Below are 23,977 nucleotides of genomic sequence, written 5' to 3'. Positions count from 1 at the left end.
CCCGGCTTACCACCAGGCCGAGTCCAACCGCCCCTCGATCGCCCTGAGGCTCTCCCGGGAGCAGCGGTCGCAGAAGTAGTACCGGGTGCCGTTCTCCACGGAGCAGGCCCAGGTGGGCTGCGGTGCCTCGGCGCGGGTGCCGCAGCGGGCGCACACGAGGGGCTCGGGCTCCCTGGCGGAGCCGCTGCTGTGGTCACTGTCTCCGGGAAGACTCGTCACCCGGTGACGATATCGCCGCGGCCTGCGGTTGGTCGGCACAACGCACCACGGGGGCCGGTCCGTTCGGCCGGACCGGCCCCCGCGCTGAGAGCTCCGCCTCCCCAGGCCGGGAGGCCACCGCTTCAGGTGTGTTCGGGATTACTGCATGACGGCCATGGCGAGCGCGCGGCGGGCGCGCAGCGAGGCGCGCTCGGCCCGGCGCTGCATCCGGCGGGCGGCCGCCAGGCGCACGGCCTGACGGTCTCGCTCGGCCTCATGCAGGAGCTCGTGCATATGCGCACGGGCCAGGGCTTCTGGGATGAGTTGCATCTCTCGGGTCCTGTTCTGGCGCGAGTCCATCGCGCCACTCTTGGTGAAGTCTTCAGGCGTCGCGCCTGCGTGCTCGTTGGTGGACGGCTTCATCGGGGCCTGCTTCTTGGGGTCGTGCGTGAAAGGACGGTCGATCGTTCCTGCGGTGTTCATGCCGTGACCGGGTTCTTGCGCGGGCGACCACGCGGCCGCTTCCGGGCGACGACGACACCCTGCACGAACAGCTCGCCACCCCAGACGCCCCAGGGCTCACGCCGCTCCTTGGCGCCGGCGAGGCAGGCCTCGACCAGCGGGCAGGTGCGGCAGAGGGACTTGGCGTACTCGACGTCGGCCGGCGACTCGGCGAAGAAGACCTCCGGGTCGTAGGAGCGGCAGGGGACGGGTACGCCGAGGTTCTCGATGGCGTCGTCGAGCGCGGTGAGCGCGGTGAGCGGGGTCAACAAGGTGGAGTCCTCCGTGAGGCCGGGCGGGGGGATCGTTTCGGAAGGCGGTACGGACGGGGCGTGCGCTTCGAGTTGCACGGTTCGTCTTCCTCGTCTGGTCGTTCCGGCCCTGTTGGACCGGTTGTCGGCTGGTACCGGGTTCTTTTCTTGTCCCGAGGCCCCTTCGTTCCGTCATCCCCGTTCGAGGACAAACAGAAGGGCCGCGGATCCCGGGTGGGGTTCCGCGGCCCTGAAGGCGCCGGCCTGATCGACGATCAGGCTGGATCACTCCAGGGTTCTGGCCCACGGAAGGCCCACATCAGGTGGTGCTGCGTCTGCTTCCGGCTACCGGCACCGGCTGCCGCAAAGGCATAGGCCTGCGCCTGTGCCCCTACTGCTTCCAGTGCCTTGATCGGTCGCTCATTGCGCTCTCGGACGGGAAGACCCGCCAGAGACACGGAGGACGCCGGACGCGCGGCATGAATGCCGGACAGACCGGTGCCCGGGGCAGAGGAGCCGAGCATGCACGTGGAGACGACCGAGCGATCGGTCATTTTGGCGGTGCTGATGGAGCTGTTGTTGATGCTGATCACTGGAATCGCCTCCTCTCGGCGTCTCTGGGGACTGGGATGAACCAGTCCGACGGGTATGCAAGTACAGCACGGAATCGGGGCCCCCGAGAAGGCCTCCGTCCCCGTGGCTAAGAACCTATGGGGATCGCTGGGGCATGCGCAAACTATTTTTTCGACGAGTTCGCATCAATCCCCGTCTTCCTCTCCCCCAGGCTCCTGGCCTGCACAGAGGGCGAGGACATCGGCTCCGTAGCGGTTGAGTTTGCGCATGCCGACCCCGGGGATTCGGGCCAACTCCCCGTCGTCGTCGGGGGCGGCCTCGGCGATCGCCATCAGCGTCTTGTCGGTGAAGACGCAAAAGGCCGGCTGTCCGCTGCGCTGCGCCTGGACCGCGCGCCACTCGCGCAGTCGCTCGTAGAGACCCTCGTCCATGTCGGACGGACAGTCCTCACAACGCATCAGTTTCAACTCCCCCGCGTCGGTGAGCGTGCGCCCGCACACTCGGCAGCGCGCCACAGTGCGCTGCCTGCGTCGCGGGGCGGCGCCCGGCCTGCTGGTGAAGCCACGCTCGACGCCTCCGGGGCCACCTGTCGCGGCCCTGCCCCCCGCGGCGGCGGCCGAACCGGGGCGCAGCCCGTCGAGGAAGCGGCTGGGGCGGCGGCTCGGGCGGCCGCCGGGCGAGCGGGAGAGCGCCCAGGAGACGTGAAGGTGTTCCCGGGCGCGGGTGACGCCGACGTAGAGGAGTCGGCGCTCCTCCTCGATCTGCTCGTCGGTCTTTGCGTAGGTGATCGGCATCATGCCTTCGGCGACGCCGACCAGGAAGACGACGTCCCACTCCAGGCCCTTGGCGGAGTGCAGGGAGGCGAGGGTGACGCCTTCCACGGTCGGGGCGTGCTGGGCGCCCGCCCGCTCGTCGAGTTCGGCCACGAGGTCGCCGAGGGTGGCGCCGGGTCTGGCGGCGGCGAAGTCCTGCGCGAGGTTCACGAGAGCCGCGAGGGACTCCCAGCGTTCTCTGACGGCTCCGGAGCCGGCCGGCGGCTCGGTGGTCCAGCCCTCTCCGGAGAGCACCGCACGCACCTGGGAGGGCAGGTCGATGACATCGTCGAGGAGGGAGTCGTTGCCGCCGAAGCGGGCCGCGCCGCGCAGGGCGATGCCGGCCTTGCGGACCTCGGGGCGGTCGAAGAAGCGCTCTGCGCCCCGCAACTGGTAGGGGACTCCGGCGTCGGCGAGGGCCTGTTCGTAGGTCTCGGACTGGGAGTTGGTGCGGAACAGGATGGCGATCTCGCTGGCGCGGACGCCCGCGTCCATGAGCTCGCGGATCCGTCGGGCGGCGCCCTCGGCCTCGGCGGGCTCGTCGGGGTAGTCGCTGTAGACGGGCTCGGGGCCCGCGGCGCGCTGGGAGACCAGCTCCAGGCGATGGTCGGCGGCCCGGCCGCGGGCCTGGGCGAGGAGGCCGTTGGCGAGGTGGACGACCTGGGGCGTGGAACGGTAGTCGCGGATCAGCTTGACGACCGTGGCCCCGGGGTGGCGGGTGCGGAAGTCGAGCAGGTGGTCGGGGGTTGCTCCGGTGAACGAGTAGATCGTCTGGCTGGCGTCACCGACCACACAGAGGTTGTCCCGGTCGCCCAGCCACAGTTCCAGCAGGCGCTGCTGGAGGGGACTGACGTCCTGGTACTCGTCGACCACGAAGTGCTGGTACTGGGAACGGACCTGGTCGGCGACATCGTGCCGGTCCTGGAGGACGGCCACGGTCAGCAGCAGGACGTCCTCGAAGTCGATGAGGGCCCGGTCGCGCTTGAGGTCCTCGTACGCGGAGTAGAGCTGGGCGATCTCGGCAGGGGCGCGGGGGGCCTCACGTCCTGCCTTGGCGGCGGCGAGCGGGTAGTCGGCGGGGACGGTCTGGGTGACCTTGGACCACTCGATCTCGCCGGTGACGTCCCGCAGTTCGCCCCGGTCGAGGCGGATGCGGCAGGCGGCGGCCGCGTCGGCGACGAGCTGGACCTTGCGGTCGACGAGCCTGGGGATGGAGCCACCGATGGCTTTCGGCCAGAAGTACTGGAGCTGACGCAGGGCGGCGGAGTGGAAGGTGCGGGCTTGGACGCCGCCCGCGCCGAGCTGCCGGAGTCGGCCGCGCATCTCGCCGGCGGCGCGGTTGGTGAAGGTGACGGCCAGCACGCTGGACGGCTGGAGGATGCCCGCGCGCACGCCGTAGGCGATGCGGTGGGTGATCGCCCGCGTCTTGCCCGTGCCGGCGCCCGCCAGCACGCACACCGGACCGTGCAGGGCGGTGGCGACCTCGCGCTGCTCGGGGTCGAGCCCTTCGAGTACCGCGTCGGCCGAGTCCGGTGTCCGCGGGAAGAGGGGGGAGTGCGTTGCTGCTGTCACACGGCCATGCTGCCAGGTCGCCGGAGACGGATGAGCCGGTTGTCCACAGGCGGGCACCCGCAGTCGTACTAATGCGGCAGGCGTCCCGTCCGGGTGGTGCGGCGGGAATCACTTCGGTTTGACCACGCCGACGGGAATGGTGGCCCTTTCAAGTACGTTCCCTCACTGCGAGCACGCATCCCCGAGCCGCCGAAGGAGCGCGAGAGACATGCCGGGCACTGTGACGATGTACAGCACCACGTGGTGCGGCTACTGCCGCCGGCTGAAGGGCCAGATGGACCGCGAGGGCATCGCGTACAACGAGATCAACATCGAGCAGGACCCGGAATCCGCCGCGTTCGTCGAGAAGGCGAATGGCGGAAACCAGACGGTTCCCACCGTGCTGTTCCCGGACGGCTCGACGCTCACCAACCCTTCGCTGGCCCAGGTCAAGCAGAAGGTCGGCGCGTAACCGCTCACGTGGTGTGGAAAGGGCGGTCCCGGAGGAATTTCTCGGGGACCGCCCTTGCGCTGTCGTGGCTACACCAGCGAGTGGCCGTGGCTCACACGAAGCTCCTTGTCGGCAGCGGCTTGCCGTACCAGAGCTCGATCAGACGGGCCGCGATCGAGATGCCGTAGGGCGGCAGGACCTCGCCGGAGTCGAAGGCGGCACGCAGCTCGTCGCGGGAGAACCAGCGGGCCTCGTGGATCTCGTCGCCGTCGACGTCGATGTCGGTCGAGGTGGCGTGGGCCATGAAGCCAAGCATCAGGCTGGACGGGAACGGCCAGGGCTGGCTGGCGACGTACTCGACCTGGCCGACGGTGATGCCGGCCTCCTCGAAGACCTCGCGGCGCACCGTCTGTTCGATGGACTCGCCGGGCTCGACGAAGCCGGCGAGCGTCGAGAAGCGGCCCTCGGGCCAGTGGACCTGGCGGCCCAGGAGAATGCGGTCGTCCTCGTCGGTGACCGCCATGATCACGGCGGGGTCGGTGCGCGGGTAGTGCTCGGCGCCGCAGGCCTGGCAGCGGCGGACGTGACCGGCCGCGGCGATGACCGTGCGCTCGCCGCAGCGTGAGCAGAAGCGGTGCGTGCGCTGCCAGTTCTCCAGGCCGACCGCGTGCACCATCAGGCCGACGTCACGGGACGAGAGGAGCAGACCGGCCTCGCGCAGGCCCGCCGGGCGCGCGGACTGGTCGATACGGCCGGGGAGCGCGTCCTTCTGGAGGGCGAAGTAGCGCACGCCGTCCTCGTCGATGCCGAGGAAGTAGCGGTGCGCCTCGGTGAGGGGCGCCTCGAAGGACGGGGTCATCACGAGTTCGGTACGGCCGTCCGCCGTCTCGTCGACGAGGACCTGGCCGCCGGAGACCACGAAGCAACGGGTCGTGGGGTGGCTCCACGCCGCCGCGAGCCAGGCCTCGTCGAGCCGGTGGTGGGCGGCGCGGTCGATGCCGCTCGGGGCGGTGAGCGAGATGGGGCGGTCGGCGGTCTGGTCGGTCCAGGTGGTCACGGGTGCTTCCAACTCCCCCGGTGGAAAGGGTGTTTCGCGGGCGGTTCAGCGGGACGTACGGCGGGAGGTGACCGGGTCCGGCAAGGCGTGGCAGTACGGGACAGCTCTTCCAGTGTGCCGCGTCCGTTCTGCCGACCGGGCGGGCTCGGGGCGGTCAGGGCGCATGGCTCCAGTGCTCCGCGAGGTCGCCCCACAGGTACGCGGCGGTTTCGACGCCCTTGAGGAGCAGGTCCAGCTCGACCTTCTCGTTCGGTGCGTGCCAGCCGTCGGACGGGACGGAGATGCCGAGGAAGAGCACGGGGGCTCCCAGCACCTCCTGGAGGTCGGCGGCCGGTCCCGAACCGCCTTCGCGGGTGAAGCGGACGGGCTGTTCGAAGGCGCGGCCCATGGCGCGGACGACGGACTGGAGAGCCGGGTGGTCGAGCGGCGTCAGGCACGGGCGCGTGGCGGCGAGGAACGTGATCTCGCTGCGGATCCCGGTCGGCACCTGCTCTTCGGCCCAGGCGCGGACGATCTTCTCGATGTGGTCGGGGTTCTGTCCCGCGACCAGCCGGAAGGAGAGTTTCACCATGGCGGAGGACGGGATGATCGTCTTGCTGCCGGGGCCCTGGTAGCCGCCGCCGATGCCGTTGACCTCGGCGGTGGGGCGGGTCCAGACGCGCTCCAGGGTGGTGTGCCCGGCCTCGCCGTGGGTGGCGTACGACTTGGCGGTGCGCAGCCACTGCGGCTCGTCGAAGGGCAGTTCGGCGAGGAGTTCGCGCTCGCGGTCGGTGAGCTCGACGATGCCGTCGTAGAACCCGGGGACCGTCACGCGCGCGTGCTCGTCGTGCAGCGCGGCGACGAGGCGGGCTACGGCGGTGGCCGGGTTGGGGACGGCGCCGCCGAATGCGCCGGAGTGGATGTCCTGGTCGGGGCCGTGCAGCCGGATCTCGCACTCGGCGAGGCCGCGCATGCCGGTGCACACCGTGGGGGTGTCCTCGGACCACATGCCGGTGTCGGAGACGATCACGACGTCGGCGGCCAGCCCGTCCACGTGCTGCTCGACGAGTGCGCGGAAGTGCGGGGAACCGGACTCCTCCTCGCCCTCGATCAGCAGCTTGAGATGGACGGCGGGAGCGGTGCGGCCGGTGGCGGCGAGGTGGGCGCGGACGCCGAGTGTGTGGAAGAACACCTGGCCCTTGTCGTCGGCCGCCCCGCGCGCGTAGAGGCGGTTGTCGCGGACGACGGGCTCGAAGGGCTCGCTGTCCCAGCCGTCCTCGCGGGCGGCGGGCTGTACGTCGTGGTGGCCGTAGACCAGGACCGTGGGCGCTTCGGGATCGGCGGAGGGCCATTCGGCGAAGACGGCCGGTGCACCCGGTGTCTCCCAGACCTCGGTGGTCGGGAAGCCGGTCTCCCGGAGTTTGGCGGCGAGCCAGTCGGCGCTGCGTCGTACATCGGGCGCGTGGTCGGGCTGGGCCGACACGGACGGGATGCGCAGCCACTCGGCCAGGTCGTCGAGGAAGGCGGCACGGTGTTGCTCGATGTACATACGGACGGCGCTGACGGCACTGTCAACGGGCTGGCTCATGGTCACGAGCCTATCGGCCCGCAGTGACATCCTCGTCGTGCGGTTCCTCACCCCCGGGCTCCTCCAGAAGGAGCCGCTCCAGTGCCGCGCGGTCCGGCAGCCCGTCCGGTCGTACGACCTCGCCGCTTCGCACGTACAGGAAAGCCGCCGTGACCGACTCCAGGGGGATGCCCTGCTGCTCGGCCCAGGCGAGCCGGTACACCGCGAGCTGCAGCGGGTCGGCCGTGCGACCGCGGTTGGTCTTCCAGTCGACGATGTCGTACGTCGTTTCGTCGCCGTCGCCTTCCTGGTAGACGGCGTCGATCCGGCCCCGGACCACGCGGCCGGCGAGCGCGAGCTGGAAGGGGGCCTCCACACGGTAGGGCGTGCGCTGGGCGTAGTCGGTGCGTTCGAAGGCGTCCTTGAGGGTTTCCAGGTCGTGCTCGTCGGCGATCTCGGCCTCGCTTCCGGGTAGCTCCTCCGGTTCCAGCATGGGCAGCGTGAGCGCCTCGAAGCGGGACTCGACCCAGGCGTGGAAGCGGGTGCCGCGGCGGGCGGCGGGCTGCGGCGGGCGGGGCATGGGGCGGGCCAGCTCCTGTGCGAGGCCGTCCGGATCGGCGGCCAGGCGCAGCAGCTGGGACGCGGTGAGCGACGCGGGCAGGGGGACCTCGGTGACGCTGTGCCGGGCACGCAGGAGTTCGCCGGTGAGGGCGTCGAGGTCGCGGTCCCAGGAGGCGATGGTGCGGGCCTCGTCCGAAGTGAGGCGTGGGTGATCGGTCTCCGGTTCCGTGGGGTGGGGGCGCGCGGACTCGGAGTGGGGGCGCGCGGATCGGGGGTGGGGGCGCGCGGGTCCCTGGCGGGGGTGCTGCGGGGCGTCCGGGGCTGCCGCCTGGTGCGGGACGGTCGGGCGGTCGGTGGTCCAGGAGCCCCATTCGGTCGGGTCCTCCTCACCGAACGAGCCCTCCTCGGCGTAGGAATCCCCTTCGGCGTAGGGGCCGTCTTCGTAGTGGCCGTCTTCGTAGTGGTCGTCTTCGTAGTGGTCGTCCTCGGGAGCGGTCTCGTCGTCCGGTGGGGCGGGCCAGTCCGGGTCGTCGTAGGTGTCCGGGTCGTGCGTGGCCGCCGGGTGGCCGTCCGGGTGGGAGGCGAGGTACTCCAGGTGGGCCAGTACCGTCTCGGCGGCGGCCCGACGCCTGGTCAGGGCCGCCTCGTCCAGGGGCAGGGGCCACACCTGGTCGGCGGACACCTGGTGCAGGACGGGGTTCTCCTCGTCCTCGGCGGGCTCCTCCGCCCAGATCTCGATCTCGCCGTGCCCGTCCGCGCAGTGCTCGTACAGGGCCCGCAGGAAGTCGGAGGGGCCGCGCGGCTTCTTCTGGGTCGGGCCCCACCAGTGGCCGGAGCCCAGGAGGAGGGAGCGGGGACGGGTGAAGGTGACGTAGCCGAGGCGGAGTTCCTCGGTGTGCTGGTGTTCCTTCATGGCCTCCTGGAAGGCCTTCAGCCCCCGCGAGTCCCAGGACGCGATGTCGGGGAGGGTATCGGCGTCGCCGCGCAGTTCATGTGGCAGCACCTTGCCCTGGGAGGTCCACTTCTCACGGCCCTGGCTGCTGGGGAAGGTGCCGGTGACCAGGCCGGGGACGGCGACGACGTCCCACTCCAGGCCCTTGGACTTGTGCGCGGTGAGCACCTTGACGGTGTTCTCGCCGCCGGGCAGCGCGTTGTCGAGGCCCTTCTCGTACTGGGCGGCGGTCCGCAGGAAGCCGAGAAAGGCCAGCAGGGTCGCCTCGCCGTCGCCGGCGGCGAACGAGGCGGCGACGTCCAGGAAGTTCGACAGCGTCTCGCGTCGGCGGGCCGCCAGGGCGTGCGGGGACGCCGACAGTTCCACCTCCAGGCCGGTGACGGCCAGGACGCGGTGCAGGACGTCCATGAGGGGGTCGGCCAGGGAGCGGCGCAGGTCGCGCAGCTCGGTGGCCAGGCGCGCGAACCGCACGCGCGCGTCCGGGGAGAAGGGCAGGCCGTCGTCGTCCCTGTCCCCGTCCCTGTCGAACGGGGTCTCCAGGAACGTGTCGAGGGCATCCGCGAGCGAAATCACCTCGGACGGGTCCACCCCCTCGACGGCTTCGGCGAGTCGGCGGTCCGGGTCGTCGTCGCCGTCCACGCGCGCGTGGGACACGAGGAGCCGGGCGCGTCGCCCCAGGAGGGCCAGGTCGCGCGGGCCGATCCGCCAGCGCGGGCCGGTCAGCAGCCGCACGAGGGAGGCGTTGGCGCCGGGGTCCTGGAGGACCTCGCAGACGGCGACCAGGTCGGCGACCTCGGGCAGGTGCAGCAGCCCGGACAGGCCGACGACCTCGACGGGGACGTCCCGGGCGACGAGCGCGCCCTGGATCTCGGCGAAGTCGGTGGCCGTACGGCACAGGACGGCGATCTCTCCGGGCGCCTTGCCGGTGTTCACCAGGTGCGTGATCGAGTCGGCGATCCAGTCGATCTCCTCGGCGTGCGTGGGCAGCAGTGCGCAGCGGACGATGCCGTCACGTTCGGCGCCGGGGGCCGGGCGGAGTGCCTCCACGCCCGCGTGCATGGCGCGCAGGGGCTCCGCGAGGCCGTTGGCGAGGTCCAGGAGGCGCCCGCCGCTGCGGCGGTTCTCGCTGAGCGCCTGCCGGGCGGCCGAGCGGCCGTCGGCGTGGGCGAAGTGCTCGGGAAAGTCGTCGAGGTTGGCGACGGAGGCCCCGCGCCAGCCGTAGATGGCCTGGCAGGGGTCGCCGACCGCGGTGACGGGGTGGCCGGTGCCGCCGCCGAACAGGCCTGCGAGCAGGATCCGCTGGGCCACGGAGGTGTCCTGGTACTCGTCGAGGAGCACCACCCGGAACTCGTCGCGCAGGACGCGGCCCACTTCGGGGTTCCGGGCGAGCCGGGCGGACAGGGCGATCTGGTCGCCGAAGTCCAGCAGGTCGCGTTCCCGCTTGGCGGCGCGGTAGCGGACCACGAGGTCGGCGAGTTCACGGCGGGCGGCGGCCGTCTCGGGCACCTTGCGCAGATCGGCGTTGGTGAGCTTGGCGCCCTCCAATGTCCGCAGCAGGTCGGCGTCGTACGCACGCAGGTCCTCGGGTCGTACGAGGTGCTCCGCGAGTTCGGCGTCCAGTGCGAGGAGGTCGCTGACCAGGTCGGCGAAGGAGCGGGTGAGCGCCGGATAGGGGCCCGGGGCCTCGCGCAGCACGCGCGCGGCGAGTTGGTAGCGGGTGGCGTCGGCGAGCAGGCGGGAGGTGGGTTCCAGCCCTATGCGCAAGCCGTGGTCGGTCAGCAGGCGGCCCGCGAAGGCGTGATACGTCGAGATCACCGGCTCGCCCGGCGGGTTGTCCGGGTCGATGACGTCGGGATCGGTGACGCCGGCCCTGACCAGTGCCTTGCGGACCCGCTCGGCGAGTTCACCGGCGGCCTTGTTGGTGAAGGTGAGGCCGAGGACCTGCTCGGGGGCCACCTGGCCGGTTCCGACCAGCCACACCACGCGCGCCGCCATCACGGTGGTCTTGCCCGAGCCGGCACCGGCCACGATCACCTGCGGGGCGGGCGGCGCGATGATGCAGGCCGTCTGCTCCGGGGTGAACGGGATGCCGAGGAGCTCCTTGAGCTGATCGGGATCGGTGATACGGGCAGGCATGACGGAGAGGCTATCGGCGGGCACTGACAGTGGAGACCAGATCTCCGTCCGGGGCGGCAGAGGCCCAGGTCAGCACGTGTGGTGCGGTCGATCACAATCAACTCGTGCCCGCACCCGCGTCACTCGACCACGTGGCGTCCCTCGGGCCGCGCGCTGCACGATGCCCGGAACGCGCAGTGTGTGCAGTGCTGGCCCGCGCTCGGCGTGAACCGTTCGTCGAGGACCTTGCCGGCTGCCGTGGCCAGCAGGTCGCCGACCCACTCCCCCGCCGCCCCTTCGAGGGGTTCCTGGGCCTGCACCTTGGGCAGGGCTTCTCCGCCGTCCCGTTTGGCGGCGGCCTGGCGCAGCTGGACGAGTTCGGCGCCGCCCGATTCGGGGCGCAGGCCGTTGAAGGCCTCGTCCACGGCGCCCTCGCGGACGGCGAGTTGGTAGACGGCGAGCTGGGGGTGGCGCTCCACTTCCTTGGCGCTGGGCGTGTGCTTGCCGGTCTTGAAGTCGACGACGTAGGCGCGGCCGTCGCCGTCGGCCTCCACGCGGTCCAGCTGGCCGCGGATACGGACCTCGTAGTCGCCCGCTTCGAGGGTGACGTCGAAGTCGTGCTCGCTCGCCACCGGCGTCCGCCCGGTGCGGTCCATGACGTGCCATTGCAGGAAGCGTTCGAGCGCCACGCGCGCGTTGCCCTTCTCCTGGGCCGACTTCCACGGCGCGTCGAAGGCGAGCGCGTTCCACACGGAGTCGAGGCGCTCCATGAGGACGGAGAGGTCGGCAGGGGTGCGCCCGGAGGCGACCTCGTCGGCGAGGACGTGCACCACGTTGCCGAAACCCTGGGCGACCGTCGCGGGCGCGTCGGCCTTCACCTCGCGGCCCAGGAACCACTGCAGGGCACAGGTGTTGGCGAGCTGGTCCAGGGCGCTGCCGGAGAGCACCACGGGTTGGTCGCGGTTGCGCAGCGGCACCTTGCTCTCGGTCGGCTCGAACATGCCCCACCAGCGGTAGGGATGGGCGGACGGCACCAACGGGCGGCCGTCCTCGTCGGACAGCGCGGCGAGCCGGGCCAGTCGGCGGGCGGCGGCCTCCCTGAGGGTGTCGGTCACCCGCGGGTCGACCGTGGTGGCGCGCAGTTCGGCGACGAGCGCGGCGACGGACAGCGGGCGACGCGGGCGACCCGTGACGTCCTTGGGTTCGACGCCGAGTTCGGCCAGGAAGCGGGAGGGCTGGTCGCCGTCGTCCGCGGGCGCCTTCACCGCGGTGACGACGAGACACTCACGCGCGCGCGTGGCGGCCACGTAGAACAGGCGTCGCTCCTCGGCGAGCAGTGCTCCCGGGGTGAGTGGTTCGGCGAGGCCGTCGCGGCCGATGCGGTCGGCCTCCAGGAGGGAGCCGCGGCGGCGCAGGTCCGGCCACAGGCCCTCCTGGACGCCCGCGACGACCACCAGGCGCCACTCCAGGCCCTTGGAGCGGTGCGCGGTCATCAGGCGGACGGCATCGGGGCGTACGGCACGCCGCGTGAGGGTGTCGGCGGCGATGTCCTCGGCGTCGATCTCCTCGAGGAAGTTCAGGGCTCCCCGGCCGCCGGTGCGTTCCTCCGCGCGGGCCGCGGTCGCGAACAGCGCGCACACGGCGTCCAGGTCCCGGTCGGCGTTGCGTCCGGCGGCGCCGCCGCGGCGGGCGGTCCGCTCCAGGCGGGTGGGCCACGGCGTGCCCTCCCACAGGTCCCACAGCGCCTCCTCGGCCGTACCGCCACCCGCGAGGCGCTCGCGTGCCTTCCTCAGCAGCGCGCCGAGCCGCTGGGCACCGCGCGCGTACGCGGGGTCGTGCACGGCCAGTCGCTCCGGTTCGGCCAGTGCCCGCGCGAGCAGTTCGTCCGAGGGCGGCGGCAGGGCGTTTCCCGCGGCCCGCTCCTCGTCGCGCAGGGCGCGCCCTAGGCGGCGCAGATCGGCGGCGTCCATGCTCGCGAGAGGGGATGCGAGCAGCGTCAGGGCGGTCTCGGTGGCGAGCCAGCAGTCGTCCGCCGCCGGTTCGGCGGAAGGCGGCGCCCCGCTGCTCTCCACCGTGGCCTCCTCCGTGGCCACCGTCTCCGCCGCCTCCACTGTGGCCACCGCCCGCAGTGCCGTCAGCAGTGGTGCCACCGCCGGTTCGTGCCGCAGCGGAAGGTCGTCACCGTCGATGTCCAGGGGAACGCCGGCCGCGGTAAGGGCGCGGCGGACCGTGGGGAGGTTGCGGGCTCCGGCGCGCACCAGGACGGCCATCTCGCTCCACGGGACCTCGTCCTCCAAGTGTGCCCTCCGGAGGATGTCGGCGACGTTGTCCAGCTCCGTGCCGGGCGTCGGGTACGTGTGGACCTCGACGCTGCCGCCTTCCCGTACCGGAGTGAGCTCCCTGTGGGCGCGCACCTTGTCGGCCGGAAGCCGGGTCAGCGGCATGCGCTGCGTCAGCCGCCGGGTCGCGGTCAGCAGGTCTGCGCCCGAGCGGCGGGAGGTGCGCAGCACTTCCACCGGCGCGGGGCGGCCGTCCGCGCGCGGGAAGTCCCGGGGGAACTCCAGGATGCCGTTCACGTCCGCGCCCCTGAAGGCGTAGATCGACTGGTCGGGGTCGCCGAAGGCGACCAGGGTGCGGCCGCCGCCGGCGAGGGCGTGCAGCAGCCGTACCTGCGCCGGGTCGGTGTCCTGGTACTCGTCGACGAAGACGGCGTCGTACTGTGCGGCGAGCCGTACGGCGACCTCGGGGCGGCGGGCGAGAAGGACCGCGCGGTGGACCAGTTCGGCGTAGTCGAGCACCCCCTGGAGGTCGAGCACGTCGAGGTACTCGGCGAGGAAGGCGGCCGCGGCGCTCCAGTCGGGGCGGCCGATACGGCGGGCGAAGGCGTCCAGAGCACCGGGGTCCAGGCCCAGTTCGCGGCTGCGGGCGAGGACAGCGCGGACCTCGTCGGCGAAGCCTCGGGTGGTCAGACAGGCGCGCAGTTCGTCCGGCCAGCGCACGTGCGCGAGGCCGAGCCGCTCCAGGTCGGGCTGGCCGGCCAGCAGTTCCCGGACGGCGACGTCCTGCTCGGGGCCGGACAGAAGCCGCAGGGGCTCGACGAACAGGTCGGTATCCTGGTGGGCACGGACCAGGGCGTAGCAGAACGAGTGGAACGTGGTCGCCTGGGGCGCGCGGGCGGCCCCGATGCGCAGCGCCATGCGGTCGCGCAGTTCGACGGCCGCCTTACGACTGAACGTCAGCACCAGGACGCGGGCGGGGTCCCCTCCCCGGGCGATCCGCGCCGCCACCGACTCGACGAGCGTGGTGGTCTTGCCGGTGCCCGGACCTGCGAGGACGAGAAGCGGGCCGGTCCGATGGTCAACCACGGAGCGCTGTGCGGCGTCAAGACGAGGGGGATCGACCCGGGCCGGCGGGGTACGGACCAGTCGGTAAGCACCACGGTTCCCCTGTCGCACCTGGGTGTGCGACAGGCGCCTGGTGGAGGAAGAGGAGCTCACGTGGTTCGCCGGTCCTGGTGGGTGTGCTGTGGGAAAGACCGCCGCGCGCGGCGGTCGGTAGGCCCGCGGCGGGCGGTAGGCCTAGGGGTGAGGGGTGCGCGCGCAGCCGACGCTACGCCGACGAGCGGTGCGGAAGCAGGGCCTCCCCTTCTCCCCTCGGGGAACTCGCGACACGTACGCCCCTCGCCCCACGAACGTACGGCATGCCACGCACGTGCCCCTTTTCCCCCGTACGGACCTCGGGGTGCCCCTGGGCCGGTCCGATGGCGGAAGCTGTCAGGTGTGACCCTCCGCGCGTTCACCGCCGTCCCATCGCGCCTGTCTCATGTCGACCCGCGGCAGATGGCCCTCGGCGGCTTGGCTCGCCTGCTTCAGGGGGGTGCCCTCCTCGCGATACCGGCCGAGCGCCTCCACTTCGTGACCCGGGAGCAGGACACCGTCCGCGCGGACCACACGCCACCAGGGAACGGCTCCTCCGTAGAGGGACATGACGCGGCCGACCTGGCGGGGGCCGCCCACCTCCAGCCACTCGGCGACGTCGCCGTAGGTCATCACATGCCCGGGCGGGATCCGTTCGGCGACGTCGAGGACCCGCTCGGCGTACTCCGGCAGCGCGTCCGCGTGTTCCGCGCGGATGTCGGGCGGAAGGCTCTCCTCGCTCATCCACCCCATATTGCCCCACCCCACCGACAATGTGACGGCCTCGTGACCGTGCGTATCCCTCGCTCCGGGGCAGTCCTTCGGGCAGACTGTGCGCCCCCGCATGTGCACCCTGACGCCCCTGACTGTCGGTGGGGCATGCCACCATCGTGCAGGCGGTGACTGGTGATACGAGACCAAGAAGAGGCGATGAAGCAGCAGGGCGTGCATCCCGACGGCGCGGAGAGCACCTCTGACGCCTCGTCGCGCCCGGACACCGGCGAGGCGGCCACGAAGAACACCGGAAAGAAGGCGGCCGGGGAGTCCGAGCCCGACGTCGAGGAGCCGGACGAAGTGCGCGCCGACGAGGTCGAGGGCGACGAACCGCTGCTCCCCGCGCGCGTGCACCGACCCTCCGACCTCATGCGGCTCCTGATCGGCGTGCTGGCCGTCGTCCTGCTGCTGGCGATCGCCGCGTTCGCGCACGGCACCACCTCGGGTCTCGAACAGGACATCAACAAGGGCACCGGACAGGCGCCCGACCTGCTCATCAAGATCGCGGGACTCGCCTCCAGCATCGCGATCCTCCTGGTGCCGGTCGCGTTCGCGATCGAGCGGCTGATCAAGCGCGACGGGCTGCGGATCGCCGACGGCGTGCTCGCGGCGGTCCTGGCACACGGGGTGACCCTCGCCACGGACCTGTGGGTCGCCAAAGCCGCCCCCGACTCCATCCAGGAAGCGCTCACCCAGCCCTCCCCCGGCGACATCCACGCCCTCACCGACCCGGTGCACGGCTATCTGGCCCCCGTCATCGCCTACATGACGGCGGTCGGCATGTCGCGCAGACCGCGCTGGCGGGCCGTGCTGTGGATCGTGCTGATGCTCGACGCGTTCTCGATGCTCGTCACCGGCTACACCACACCGTTCTCGATCATCCTGACGGTGCTGATCGGCTGGACCGTGGCCTACGGAACGCTGTACGCGGTCGGCTCCCCCAACGTCCGCCCGACGGGACGGACCCTGATGGCGGGTCTCAGGACCGTCGGCTTCCACCCGGTGAGCGCGGCCCGCGAGGAGTCCTCGGACACCGTGGAGGCCGGCGACCGGGGGCGGCGCTACTTCGTCACCCTTGAGGACGGTCCACCGCTGGACGTGACGGTGGTCGACCGGGAACAGCAGGCCCAGGGCTTCTTCTACCGCGCCTGGCGCAACCTGACACTGCGCGGCTTCGCCACCCGCAGCAGCCTGCCGTCGCTGCGGCAGGCACTGGAGCAGGAGGCGTTGCTCGCGTACGCGGCCATCGCGGCCGGGGCCAACGCGCCCAAGCTGATCGCCACCTCCGAGCTCGGCCCCGACGCCGTGATACTCGTCTACGAGCACACCGGCGGGCGCACCCTCGACTCGCTTGCGGACGAGGAGATCACCGACGACCTGCTACGCGACACCTGGCTCCAGGTGCAGGCGCTGCAGTCCCGGCGCATCGCACACCGCAGGCTGGTGGGTGACGCGATCCTGGTGGATCGTTCCGGCACGGTGATCCTTACGGACCTGCGCGTCGGCGAGATCGCGGCGGGCGAGCTGCTGCTGCGTATGGACGTCTCCCAGCTGCTGGTGACGCTCGGCCTGCGGGTCGGCGCCGAGCGCGCGGTGGCCGCGGCGCTGAGTGTGCTCGGGCCCGACGCCGTGGCCGACTGTCTGCCGATGCTGCAGCCCATCGCACTGAGCCGCTCCACGCGCGCGACGCTGCGAAGAATGGCCCGGGAGCGGGCCGAACGCGAACGCGAGGCGGTCCTCGACGCGTCCCGGCATGCCAAGCAGGCCCGTCTGGAGTCAACGACGGACGACACCACACCCGTGCTGGAGAAGCCCGACAAGAAGGCCGTGCGTGCGGAGGCCAGGGCCGAGAAACGGGCCATCGACGAGGCCGTGGAAGAGGCACGGGAGGAGGATCTGCTCACCCAGATCCGCCACCAGGTACTGCTGATCCGGCCGCAGGCACCGGTCGAACCGGCCCGACTGGAGCGGGTGCGACCGCGCACCCTGATCAGTTTCATCGCCGGCGCCATCGGCGCGTACTTCCTGCTGACGCAGCTCACCCACATCGAGCTCGGCCCGCTGGTGGCCAACGCCGAGTGGGGCTGGGTCGCCGCGGCCGTACTGTTCTCCGCGGCGAGCTACTTCGCTGCGGCGATGGCCCTGCTGGGCTTCGTGCCGGAGCGGGTGCCGTTCATGCGGACCGTCGCGGCGCAGGTCGCGGGGTCGTTCGTGAAGATCGTCGCGCCTGCCGCAGTGGGCGGTGTCGCCCTGAACACGCGCTTCCTGCAGCGCGCGGGAGTGCGTCCGGGGCTCGCGGTGGCGAGTGTCGGCGCGTCGCAGCTTTTCGGGCTCGGCTGCCACATCCTGATGCTGCTGTCCTTCGGCTATCTGACCGGCACCGAGAAGACGCCGTCGCTGTCACCGTCCCGTACGGTCATCGCGGGTCTGCTGACGGTCGCGGTGCTCGTGCTGGTCGTGACCTCGGTTCCGTTCCTGCGGAAGTTCGTCGCCACGCGCGTGAGGTCACTGTTCGCGGGTGTGGTGCCGCGCATGCTCGACGTGCTCCAGCGGCCGCAGAAGCTGATCACCGGCATCGGCGGCATGCTGCTGCTGACGGCCTGCTTCGTGATGTGCCTGGACGCCTCGATCCGCGCGTTCGGCGACCAGACGACCTCGCTGAGCATCGCCAGCGTCGCCGTCGTCTTCCTCGCGGGCAACGCGCTGGGATCCGCCGCGCCGACCCCGGGCGGTGTGGGTGCGGTGGAGGCGACCCTGACGGTCGGTCTGATCGCCATCGGTCTCCCCAAGGAGGTCGCCGCGCCGGCGGTACTGCTGTTCCGGCTGTTGACCCTGTGGCTGCCGGTGCTGCCGGGCTGGCTCGCCTTCAACCATCTGACACGCAAGGGCTCGCTGTAGGGAGCACCGCGATACCTCTTACGGCCCGTGCCCCGAGCGTTCGCCCGGCGACGACGCCAAAATGGGACCATGCCCACCGCCTCCCGGATGCGCGCCACCGTCCTGACCGCCACAGCCCTGCTGCTGGCCTCCGTGCTGGCCGGCTGCGGCGACGACTCCCAGGACGAGGACGTCTGGGCGCAGAAGCTGAGCTGGGAGGACTGCCCGCCGCCGTCCGCGGCGGAGGGTGGCGGTGACGCCCCGTCCCCCCTGCCGGACGGCGACCCATGGCAGTGCGCCACCCTCAAGGCCCCCCTCGACTGGGACAAGCCCAAGGGCGACACGATCGACCTCGCGCTGATCCGGGCGAAGGCGAGCGGCTCCGCGGGCGAGCGGATCGGCTCGCTCATCTTCAATTTCGGCGGCCCCGGCGGCTCGGGCGTGACCACCCTGCCCGCCTTCGGCGAGGACTACACGAGGCTGCGCACCCGCTACGACCTGGTGAGCTTCGACCCGCGCGGCGTCGGCCGCAGTGCCCCCGTGGAGTGCGAGAACGACGCCCAGCTCGACGCGTACTTCCAGCAGGACGCCACCCCCGACGACGCCGCCGAGCGCACCGAGCTGCTGGACAACACCAAGGAGTTCAACGCGGCCTGCGAGGGGAACTCCAAGAAGGTGCTGCCGCATGTGCGCACCACCGACGCGGCCCGCGACATGAACCTCATGCGGCAGGTCCTCGGCGACGACAAGCTGTACTACTTCGGCATCTCGTACGGCACCGAACTCGGCGGCGTCTACGCGCACCTGTTCCCCAGGAACGTCGGCCGTGCGGTGTTCGACGCGGTCGTCGACCCCACCCAGAGCTCCGAACAGGGCTCGCTCGGGCAGGCCAAGGGCTTCCAGCTCGCCCTCGACAACTTCGCCGAGGACTGCACGTCGAAGATCGAGGACTGCCCGATCGGCGACAGCGCACAGAACGTCAAGGACCGCATCGCCCAGCTGCTCAAGAACCTCGACAGGAAGCCGATCCCCGGCATCCCCCCGCGTGAACTGACCCAGACGGACGCGACGAACGGCATCGCGCAGGCGTTGTACTCGAAGGATTTCTGGGAGTACCTCACCGAAGGGCTTGAACAGGCGTACGACGGGAACGGCGGAACCCTGATGGCGCTGTCCGACTCGATGAACGGCCGCAGCCAGAACGGCGAGTACAGCAACCTCGTCGCCGCCAACATCTCCATCAACTGCGCGGACGACAAAGCGCGCTACACCACGGACTACGTCGAGCAGAAGCTGCCCGAGTTCCGGGCCGCCTCGGCGCTGTTCGGCGACTTCCTCGCCTGGGGCATGGTCAGCTGCACCGACTGGGCCGTGCCGGGCGCCGCCGACCATCCCGACGTGAGCGCGCCCGGGTCCGCGCCGATCCTCGTCGTGGGCAACACGGGCGACCCGGCCACGCCGTACGAAGGTGCGCGGAAGATGGTGACGGCCCTCGGCAAGGGCGTCGGCGTCGAGCTGACGTACAAGGGGCAGGGACACGGCTCGTACGACAGCGGGAACAAGTGCGTGCAGGACGCGGTGAACGGCTACCTGCTGGACGGGAAGGTGCCGGCGTCGGGAACCGTCTGCTCCTGACGCACTGGACAGCCGAATTCGGAGAGAACTCGCAGGTCAGAACGTTATCCACAGGCCCCGGCGGTCCTCTCGTGATCCGCCTACCATGGCGGGACAGCCATTCGCGGCACAGAGCGGAAGGCCTGCGAGGGGGGACCGCGATGAGGAGTTTCGCACGGTGGACGGCCCTGGGCGCCGCTGCCGCACTGCTGGTGACGGGGTGCGGCGGTTCATCGGGGAACGGCAGGGACGGCGGGAAGACCGACCAAGCGCAGCCGACAGCCGGCCCGTCCGCCTCGTCCGGCCCGCTGCCCTCCACACTGACCTCGCAGAGACTCGACTGGGGACGCTGCAAGGCCACCGCGGACTCCTCCCCGCCGGGCAGCGACTGGCAGTGCGCGACGCTCAAGGCGCCGCTGGACTGGTCGAAGCCGGACGGCGACACGATCGGGCTCGCACTCATCCGCACCAAGGCCCGCGGTGAGAACCGCATCGGCTCGCTGCTGTTCAACTTCGGCGGCCCCGGCAGCTCCGGCGTGTCCACGATGCCGGCGTACGCCGCCGCCGTCTCCCCTCTCCGAGAGCGTTACGACCTGGTCAGCTGGGATCCGCGCGGGGTGGCGGCCAGCGAGGGTGTCCGTTGCCGGGACGACCAGCAGATCCAGGCGGCCGAGTCAGTGGACATCACCCCGGACACCCCCGCCGAGGAGAAGGCGTACCTCCAGGACTCCACCGCCTTCGGGAAAGGCTGCGAGAACGACGCCGACGCGCTGATGGCCCACGTCTCGACCACCGACACCGCCCGCGACATGGACCTGATGAGGCAGGTCCTCGGCGACAGGAAGACGCACTACTTCGGCATCTCCTACGGCACCGCACTCGGCGGGGTGTACGCGCACCTCTTCCCGCAGAAGGTGGGCCGACTGGTCCTCGATGCCGTCGCCGACCCGAGCGCCGACATGGTGGGCCACAGGAAGAACCAGGCCCGCGGCTTCCAACGGGCACTGAACGCCTACCTCAAGTCCACCGACCAGGACCCCGGCCAGGGCTCGCGGAGGATCGCGGACCTGTTGAAGCGGCTCGACGCGAACCCGCTGCCGACGTCGACGGGGCGCAAGCTGACACAGGCGCTCGCCTACATCGGCATCATTCTGCCGCTGTACAGCGAGGACAGCTGGCCGACCCTGACCAGCGCGCTTGACACGGCACGGCGGGGAGACGGTTCGGAGCTCTTGGCGCTCGCCGACGAATACAACGAGCGTGACCCGTCCGGCCGTTACGGCACGGGGGCCCATTCGCAACGAGTCATATCGTGCTTGGACGACAAGCAGCGGCTGACAGTCGACGAGACGCGGAAGCTGCTGCCGGAGTTCGAGAGGATCTCTCCCGTTTTCGGGCCCTTCCTGGGCTGGGACACGACCGGCTGGTGCCACGACTGGCCGGTGGCCGGGCAGTTCGAAACGCCGGAGGTGAGCGCGCGCGGTGCGGCACCGATCCTGGTGGTCGGCAACACCGGCGACCCGGCGACACCGTACGAGGGCACCGGGAAGATGGCCGCCGAACTGGGCAAGGGCGTGGGCGTGGTGCTCACCTGGAAGGGCGAGGGCCACGGGTCCTACGGCAGCGGGAGCGACTGCGTGGACTCCGCGGTGAACGCGTATCTGCTGGACGGCACCGTACCGAGGGACGGCAAGGTCTGTTCATGACGGCGGCGGGGGCTCCGGGCACTCGCGGCACCCGAAGCCCCCGCCGCCATCCGACCGGGACGAGCCGAAGCTCAGTACACCGGCTTGTCCGGCTCGATCTGGTGGACCCAGCCGATCACGCCGCCGCCGACGTGTACGGCGTCGGAGAAGCCCGCGGACTTCAGGACCGCGAGGACCTCCGCACTGCGGACACCCGTCTTGCAGTGCAGGACGATCTTCTTGTCCTGCGGGAGGGTCTCCAGGGCGGTGCCCATGAGGAACTCGTTCTTCGGGATCAGCTTGGCGCCGGGGATGGAGACGATCTCGTACTCGTTGATCTCGCGGACGTCGATGATCTCGATGTTCTCGCCGTCGTCGATCCACTCCTTGAGCTGCTTGGGAGTGATCGTCGAGCCGGCGGCCGCCTCCTGGGCCTCCTCGGAGACGACGCCGCAGAAGGCCTCGTAGTCGATGAGTTCGGTGACGGTCGGGTTCTCGCCGCACACCGCGCAGTCCGGGTCCTTACGGACCTTGACCTGGCGGTACTGCATCTCCAGGGCGTCGTAGATCATCAGGCGGCCGACCAGCGGTTCGCCGATGCCGGCGAGGAGCTTGATGGCCTCGTTGACCTGGATGGAGCCGATGGACGCGCAGAGCACGCCCAGGACGCCGCCCTCGGCGCAGGAGGGGACCATGCCCGGCGGCGGGGGCTCGGGGTAGAGGCAGCGGTAGCAGGGGCCGTGCTCGGACCAGAAGACGGAGGCCTGGCCGTCGAAGCGGTAGATCGAGCCCCACACGTACGGCTTGTTGAGCAGCACACAGGCGTCGTTGACCAGGTAGCGGGTCGCGAAGTTGTCCGTGCCGTCGACGATCAGGTCGTACTGGCTGAAGATGTCCATCACGTTCTCGGCCTCAAGCCGCTCTTCGTGAAGGACCACGTTCACGTAGGGGTTGATGCCGAGGACGGAGTCGCGCGCGGACTCGGCCTTGGAGCGGCCGATGTCGGCCTGGCTGTGGATGATCTGGCGCTGCAGGTTCGACTCGTCGACCTCGTCGAACTCCACGATGCCGAGCGTGCCCACGCCTGCGGCGGCCAGGTACATCAGCGCCGGCGAGCCCAGGCCGCCGGCGCCCACACAGAGCACCTTGGCGTTCTTCAGCCGCTTCTGCCCGTCCATCCCTACGTCGGGGATGATCAGGTGGCGGGAGTACCTGCGGACCTCGTCTACGGTGAGCTCGGAAGCGGGCTCGACCAGGGGTGGCAGCGACACGGGGACTCCGTTGGTCGGTCAATCACTACAGTTGTTCTCCCCGTAACACTGCCATGGGCTTCTTCATTCCGAGACACCCGTTCCGATCCGCGAGACGACGTCGTCCCAGTAGCCGGGCATGGTCTCCCAGGGGTCACTGCGGCCGAAGCGATCGGTGCGGTCCGTGAAGTAGATGGTCGCCGCGCCCTGCCAGCGGGCGATGCGCAGCGCCTCGTCGAGATGGCCGCGAGGGACACCGTGCACGAAGTGGCAGAAGCGCTCGGGCGAGTGGTCGGCGGTCCACTCGGCGACCTGCGACCAGCGGTAGTCGCTCCACGGGCCGGAGAACGTGACCAGTTGGTCGGCGTGCTCGGCGTAACCGGGGTACGGGTGGGTGCCGTGGCCGAGGACGATGTGGGCGTCGTCACGGATCGCGCGGAGCGTGGTGACCGTCCGACGGACCTCGGGAAGAGCCTCACGTTCGGTCGGGCAGCGGCCCAGCAGGAAGCCGTCGACCCGGTACCAGTCGATATAGCGATGCGCGTCGGAGATCATCTCCCCGAAGGCACGGGCCCCGTACGTGGCGTCGAGGTGGCCGAGGACCCGGATTCCCGCGTTGCGCAGACGACCGACCGCCTCCAGGCAGTGCTGGTCGGGGCGAGTGCCGGGGCCGTTGCCCGTGATGTTCAGGACGACCCAGTGCAGCGGGGCGCCGGGGCGGGCGAGTTCGGCCCATTCGGCCGGGGCGACAAGGGGGTGGGCGAAGCCCGGGATGCCCACGCCGGTGCGCAGGTCGGTGCCGGCCGTGCTGGAGGTGGCGCTGGTCAGATGCGACATGCCGCCTCCATCCAGATGTCGGCCAGGGATTCCTCCAGGTTGATCCGCGGACGCCAGCCGAGCCGATCGCGTGCGGTGCGCACGTCGGCCTGCTGCCAGTTGCCGCAGCCGTCCGGGTACGGGTACGCGACCGGGGCCGCGTGGTCCGACTCGGTGCGGGGGTGTCCGATGGTCGGCCTGAGGTGGGTGCCGGGAGGGCCGTCGAGTTCGTGGAGGGAGCCGCCGTATCCGGCGACGCGCGCGAGGATCGCGGCGGCGTCACGGAGCCGGACGGCGCGGCCGGAGCCGATGTTGATGACGCCCTGTGCCGCGGAGAGCGAGGCGGCGTGCACGGCGCGGGCGACGTCGCGTACGTCGACGAAGTCCCGCTGGGCGCCCAGGCCACCGAGTTTGAGCTCGCCGTCGCCGGACTGCATGGCGCGTCGCATGGCCTCGGCGAGGCGGCCGAGCGGGGAGCCGGCGGGAGTACCGGGGCCGGCCGGGGAGAACACACGCAGGACCACGGCGTCCAGGCCCGAGCCGAGGACGAGTTCGGTGGCGGCGAGCTTGCTGACGCCGTACGGCCCGCCGGGGCGCGGGACGGCGTCCTCGGCCGTGGACGAACCGGGCTGGCTGGGGCCGTACTCGGCGCCGCAGCCGATCTGCACGAGACGGGCGCCACAGCCGCTGCGCCGCAGCGCCTCGCAGACGGTGGCGACGGCGACGGTGTTGTGGCGGGTGAGGTCGCGCGCGCCGCCCCGGGTGGCACCGGCGCAGTTGATGACGACCCCCGGGTGAACCGCGTCGAGGAATCGGGTGAGGGCGCCGGGACTGCCGGACGCGAGGTCGAAGCGGACGTCGGCGTCGTCACCACGTCCGAGGGCGGTGAGCTGGACGGCCGGGTCGGCGAGCAGGCGGTCGGCGACGAAGCGGCCGAGGTAACCGTTGGCTCCGATCAGCAGGACTCTCATCGGGCT

The 23,977-nt window shown here is 71.2% G+C and carries 17 protein-coding genes; 4 read left to right on the top strand and 13 right to left on the bottom strand.

Annotated elements, in window-relative coordinates:
• Positions 1-6 precede the first annotated feature (6 nt).
• The 5 genes from AB0H86_RS17075 to AB0H86_RS17055 form a co-directional block, all read right to left on the bottom strand.
• The gene (locus AB0H86_RS17075) at positions 7-219 is read right to left on the bottom strand and encodes a hypothetical protein (protein WP_362438258.1); all 213 of its coding nucleotides are present in this window, start codon (positions 217-219) and stop codon (positions 7-9) included.
• A 138-nt stretch (positions 220-357) separates the two neighbouring features.
• Positions 358-681 (bottom strand): hypothetical protein, encoded by a 324-nt coding sequence (locus AB0H86_RS17070; RefSeq protein ID WP_362438255.1) that lies wholly within the window; start codon positions 679-681, stop codon positions 358-360.
• Positions 678-1,049, bottom strand: a complete 372-nt coding sequence (locus AB0H86_RS17065) for a WhiB family transcriptional regulator (RefSeq protein ID WP_356763496.1) — start codon at positions 1,047-1,049, stop codon at positions 678-680. Before AB0H86_RS17065 ends, AB0H86_RS17070 begins: the two co-directional genes overlap by 4 nt.
• 176 nt (positions 1,050-1,225) lie before the next feature.
• On the bottom strand, positions 1,226-1,543 hold the full coding sequence (locus AB0H86_RS17060) for a hypothetical protein (protein WP_362438252.1): 318 nt from the start codon (positions 1,541-1,543) through the stop codon (positions 1,226-1,228).
• Between the two features lie 165 nt (positions 1,544-1,708).
• Complete coding sequence (locus tag AB0H86_RS17055; protein WP_362438250.1) at positions 1,709-3,964, bottom strand: ATP-dependent DNA helicase UvrD2; 2,256 nt, start codon at positions 3,962-3,964, stop codon at positions 1,709-1,711.
• A gap of 151 nt (positions 3,965-4,115) precedes the next feature.
• On the opposite strand from AB0H86_RS17055, the gene AB0H86_RS17050 reads away from it, so the two are divergent.
• A complete protein-coding gene (locus tag AB0H86_RS17050; RefSeq protein WP_362438247.1) occupies positions 4,116-4,358 on the top strand; it encodes a mycoredoxin in 243 nt (80 codons plus the stop codon).
• Between the two features lie 91 nt (positions 4,359-4,449).
• On the opposite strand, the gene nudC is transcribed toward AB0H86_RS17050, so the two are convergent.
• From nudC to AB0H86_RS17025, 5 genes are all read right to left on the bottom strand, one after another.
• Positions 4,450-5,394: an NAD(+) diphosphatase gene (gene nudC, locus AB0H86_RS17045; protein ID WP_362438244.1), complete on the bottom strand. Its 945-nt coding sequence runs from the start codon at positions 5,392-5,394 to the stop codon at positions 4,450-4,452.
• A 154-nt stretch (positions 5,395-5,548) separates the two neighbouring features.
• Positions 5,549-6,961, bottom strand: a complete 1,413-nt coding sequence (locus tag AB0H86_RS17040; RefSeq protein WP_362438241.1) for a dipeptidase — start codon at positions 6,959-6,961, stop codon at positions 5,549-5,551.
• 10 nt (positions 6,962-6,971) lie between these two features.
• Positions 6,972-10,589 carry a UvrD-helicase domain-containing protein gene (locus tag AB0H86_RS17035; RefSeq protein WP_362438238.1) on the bottom strand — a complete coding sequence of 1,206 codons (3,618 nt, stop codon included), beginning with the start codon at positions 10,587-10,589 and terminating at the stop codon, positions 6,972-6,974.
• Between the two features lie 119 nt (positions 10,590-10,708).
• Positions 10,709-14,065 carry an ATP-dependent DNA helicase gene (locus tag AB0H86_RS17030; RefSeq protein ID WP_362438236.1) on the bottom strand — a complete coding sequence of 1,119 codons (3,357 nt, stop codon included), beginning with the start codon at positions 14,063-14,065 and terminating at the stop codon, positions 10,709-10,711.
• Positions 14,066-14,341: 276 nt separating this feature from the next.
• Positions 14,342-14,728, bottom strand: coding sequence for an MGMT family protein (locus AB0H86_RS17025; protein ID WP_362438233.1), 387 nt, complete (start codon positions 14,726-14,728; stop codon positions 14,342-14,344).
• A 186-nt stretch (positions 14,729-14,914) separates the two neighbouring features.
• Between AB0H86_RS17025 and AB0H86_RS17020 the strand changes: the two genes are divergently transcribed.
• The 3 genes from AB0H86_RS17020 (at position 14,915) to AB0H86_RS17010 (ending at position 20,955) form a co-directional block, all read left to right on the top strand.
• Positions 14,915-17,656 (top strand): lysylphosphatidylglycerol synthase transmembrane domain-containing protein, encoded by a 2,742-nt coding sequence (locus AB0H86_RS17020; protein WP_362438230.1) that lies wholly within the window; start codon positions 14,915-14,917, stop codon positions 17,654-17,656.
• 69 nt (positions 17,657-17,725) lie between these two features.
• The gene (locus tag AB0H86_RS17015) at positions 17,726-19,270 is read left to right on the top strand and encodes an alpha/beta hydrolase (RefSeq protein ID WP_362438227.1); all 1,545 of its coding nucleotides are present in this window, start codon (positions 17,726-17,728) and stop codon (positions 19,268-19,270) included.
• 140 nt (positions 19,271-19,410) lie between these two features.
• The gene (locus AB0H86_RS17010) at positions 19,411-20,955 is read left to right on the top strand and encodes an alpha/beta hydrolase (protein WP_362438224.1); all 1,545 of its coding nucleotides are present in this window, start codon (positions 19,411-19,413) and stop codon (positions 20,953-20,955) included.
• 71 nt (positions 20,956-21,026) lie between these two features.
• Here AB0H86_RS17010 and moeZ read toward each other — a convergent pair whose 3' ends face one another.
• From moeZ to AB0H86_RS16995, 3 genes are all read right to left on the bottom strand, one after another.
• Positions 21,027-22,205, bottom strand: a complete 1,179-nt coding sequence (gene moeZ / locus AB0H86_RS17005; RefSeq protein ID WP_362438221.1) for an adenylyltransferase/sulfurtransferase MoeZ — start codon at positions 22,203-22,205, stop codon at positions 21,027-21,029.
• A 63-nt stretch (positions 22,206-22,268) separates the two neighbouring features.
• The gene (locus AB0H86_RS17000; protein ID WP_362438218.1) at positions 22,269-23,021 is read right to left on the bottom strand and encodes a spherulation-specific family 4 protein; all 753 of its coding nucleotides are present in this window, start codon (positions 23,019-23,021) and stop codon (positions 22,269-22,271) included.
• Positions 23,009-23,971, bottom strand: a complete 963-nt coding sequence (locus AB0H86_RS16995; RefSeq protein ID WP_362438215.1) for an NAD-dependent epimerase/dehydratase family protein — start codon at positions 23,969-23,971, stop codon at positions 23,009-23,011. The genes AB0H86_RS17000 and AB0H86_RS16995 overlap by 13 nt, the downstream gene beginning before the upstream one ends.
• Positions 23,972-23,977 lie beyond the last annotated feature (6 nt).

The sequence above is a fragment of the Streptomyces sp. NPDC050997 genome (genome assembly GCF_040660135.1).
GTDB lineage: Bacteria > Actinomycetota > Actinomycetes > Streptomycetales > Streptomycetaceae > Streptomyces.
Note: the sequence above shows the minus strand (reverse complement) of the source record. Positions and strands in the feature narration are given on the sequence as shown.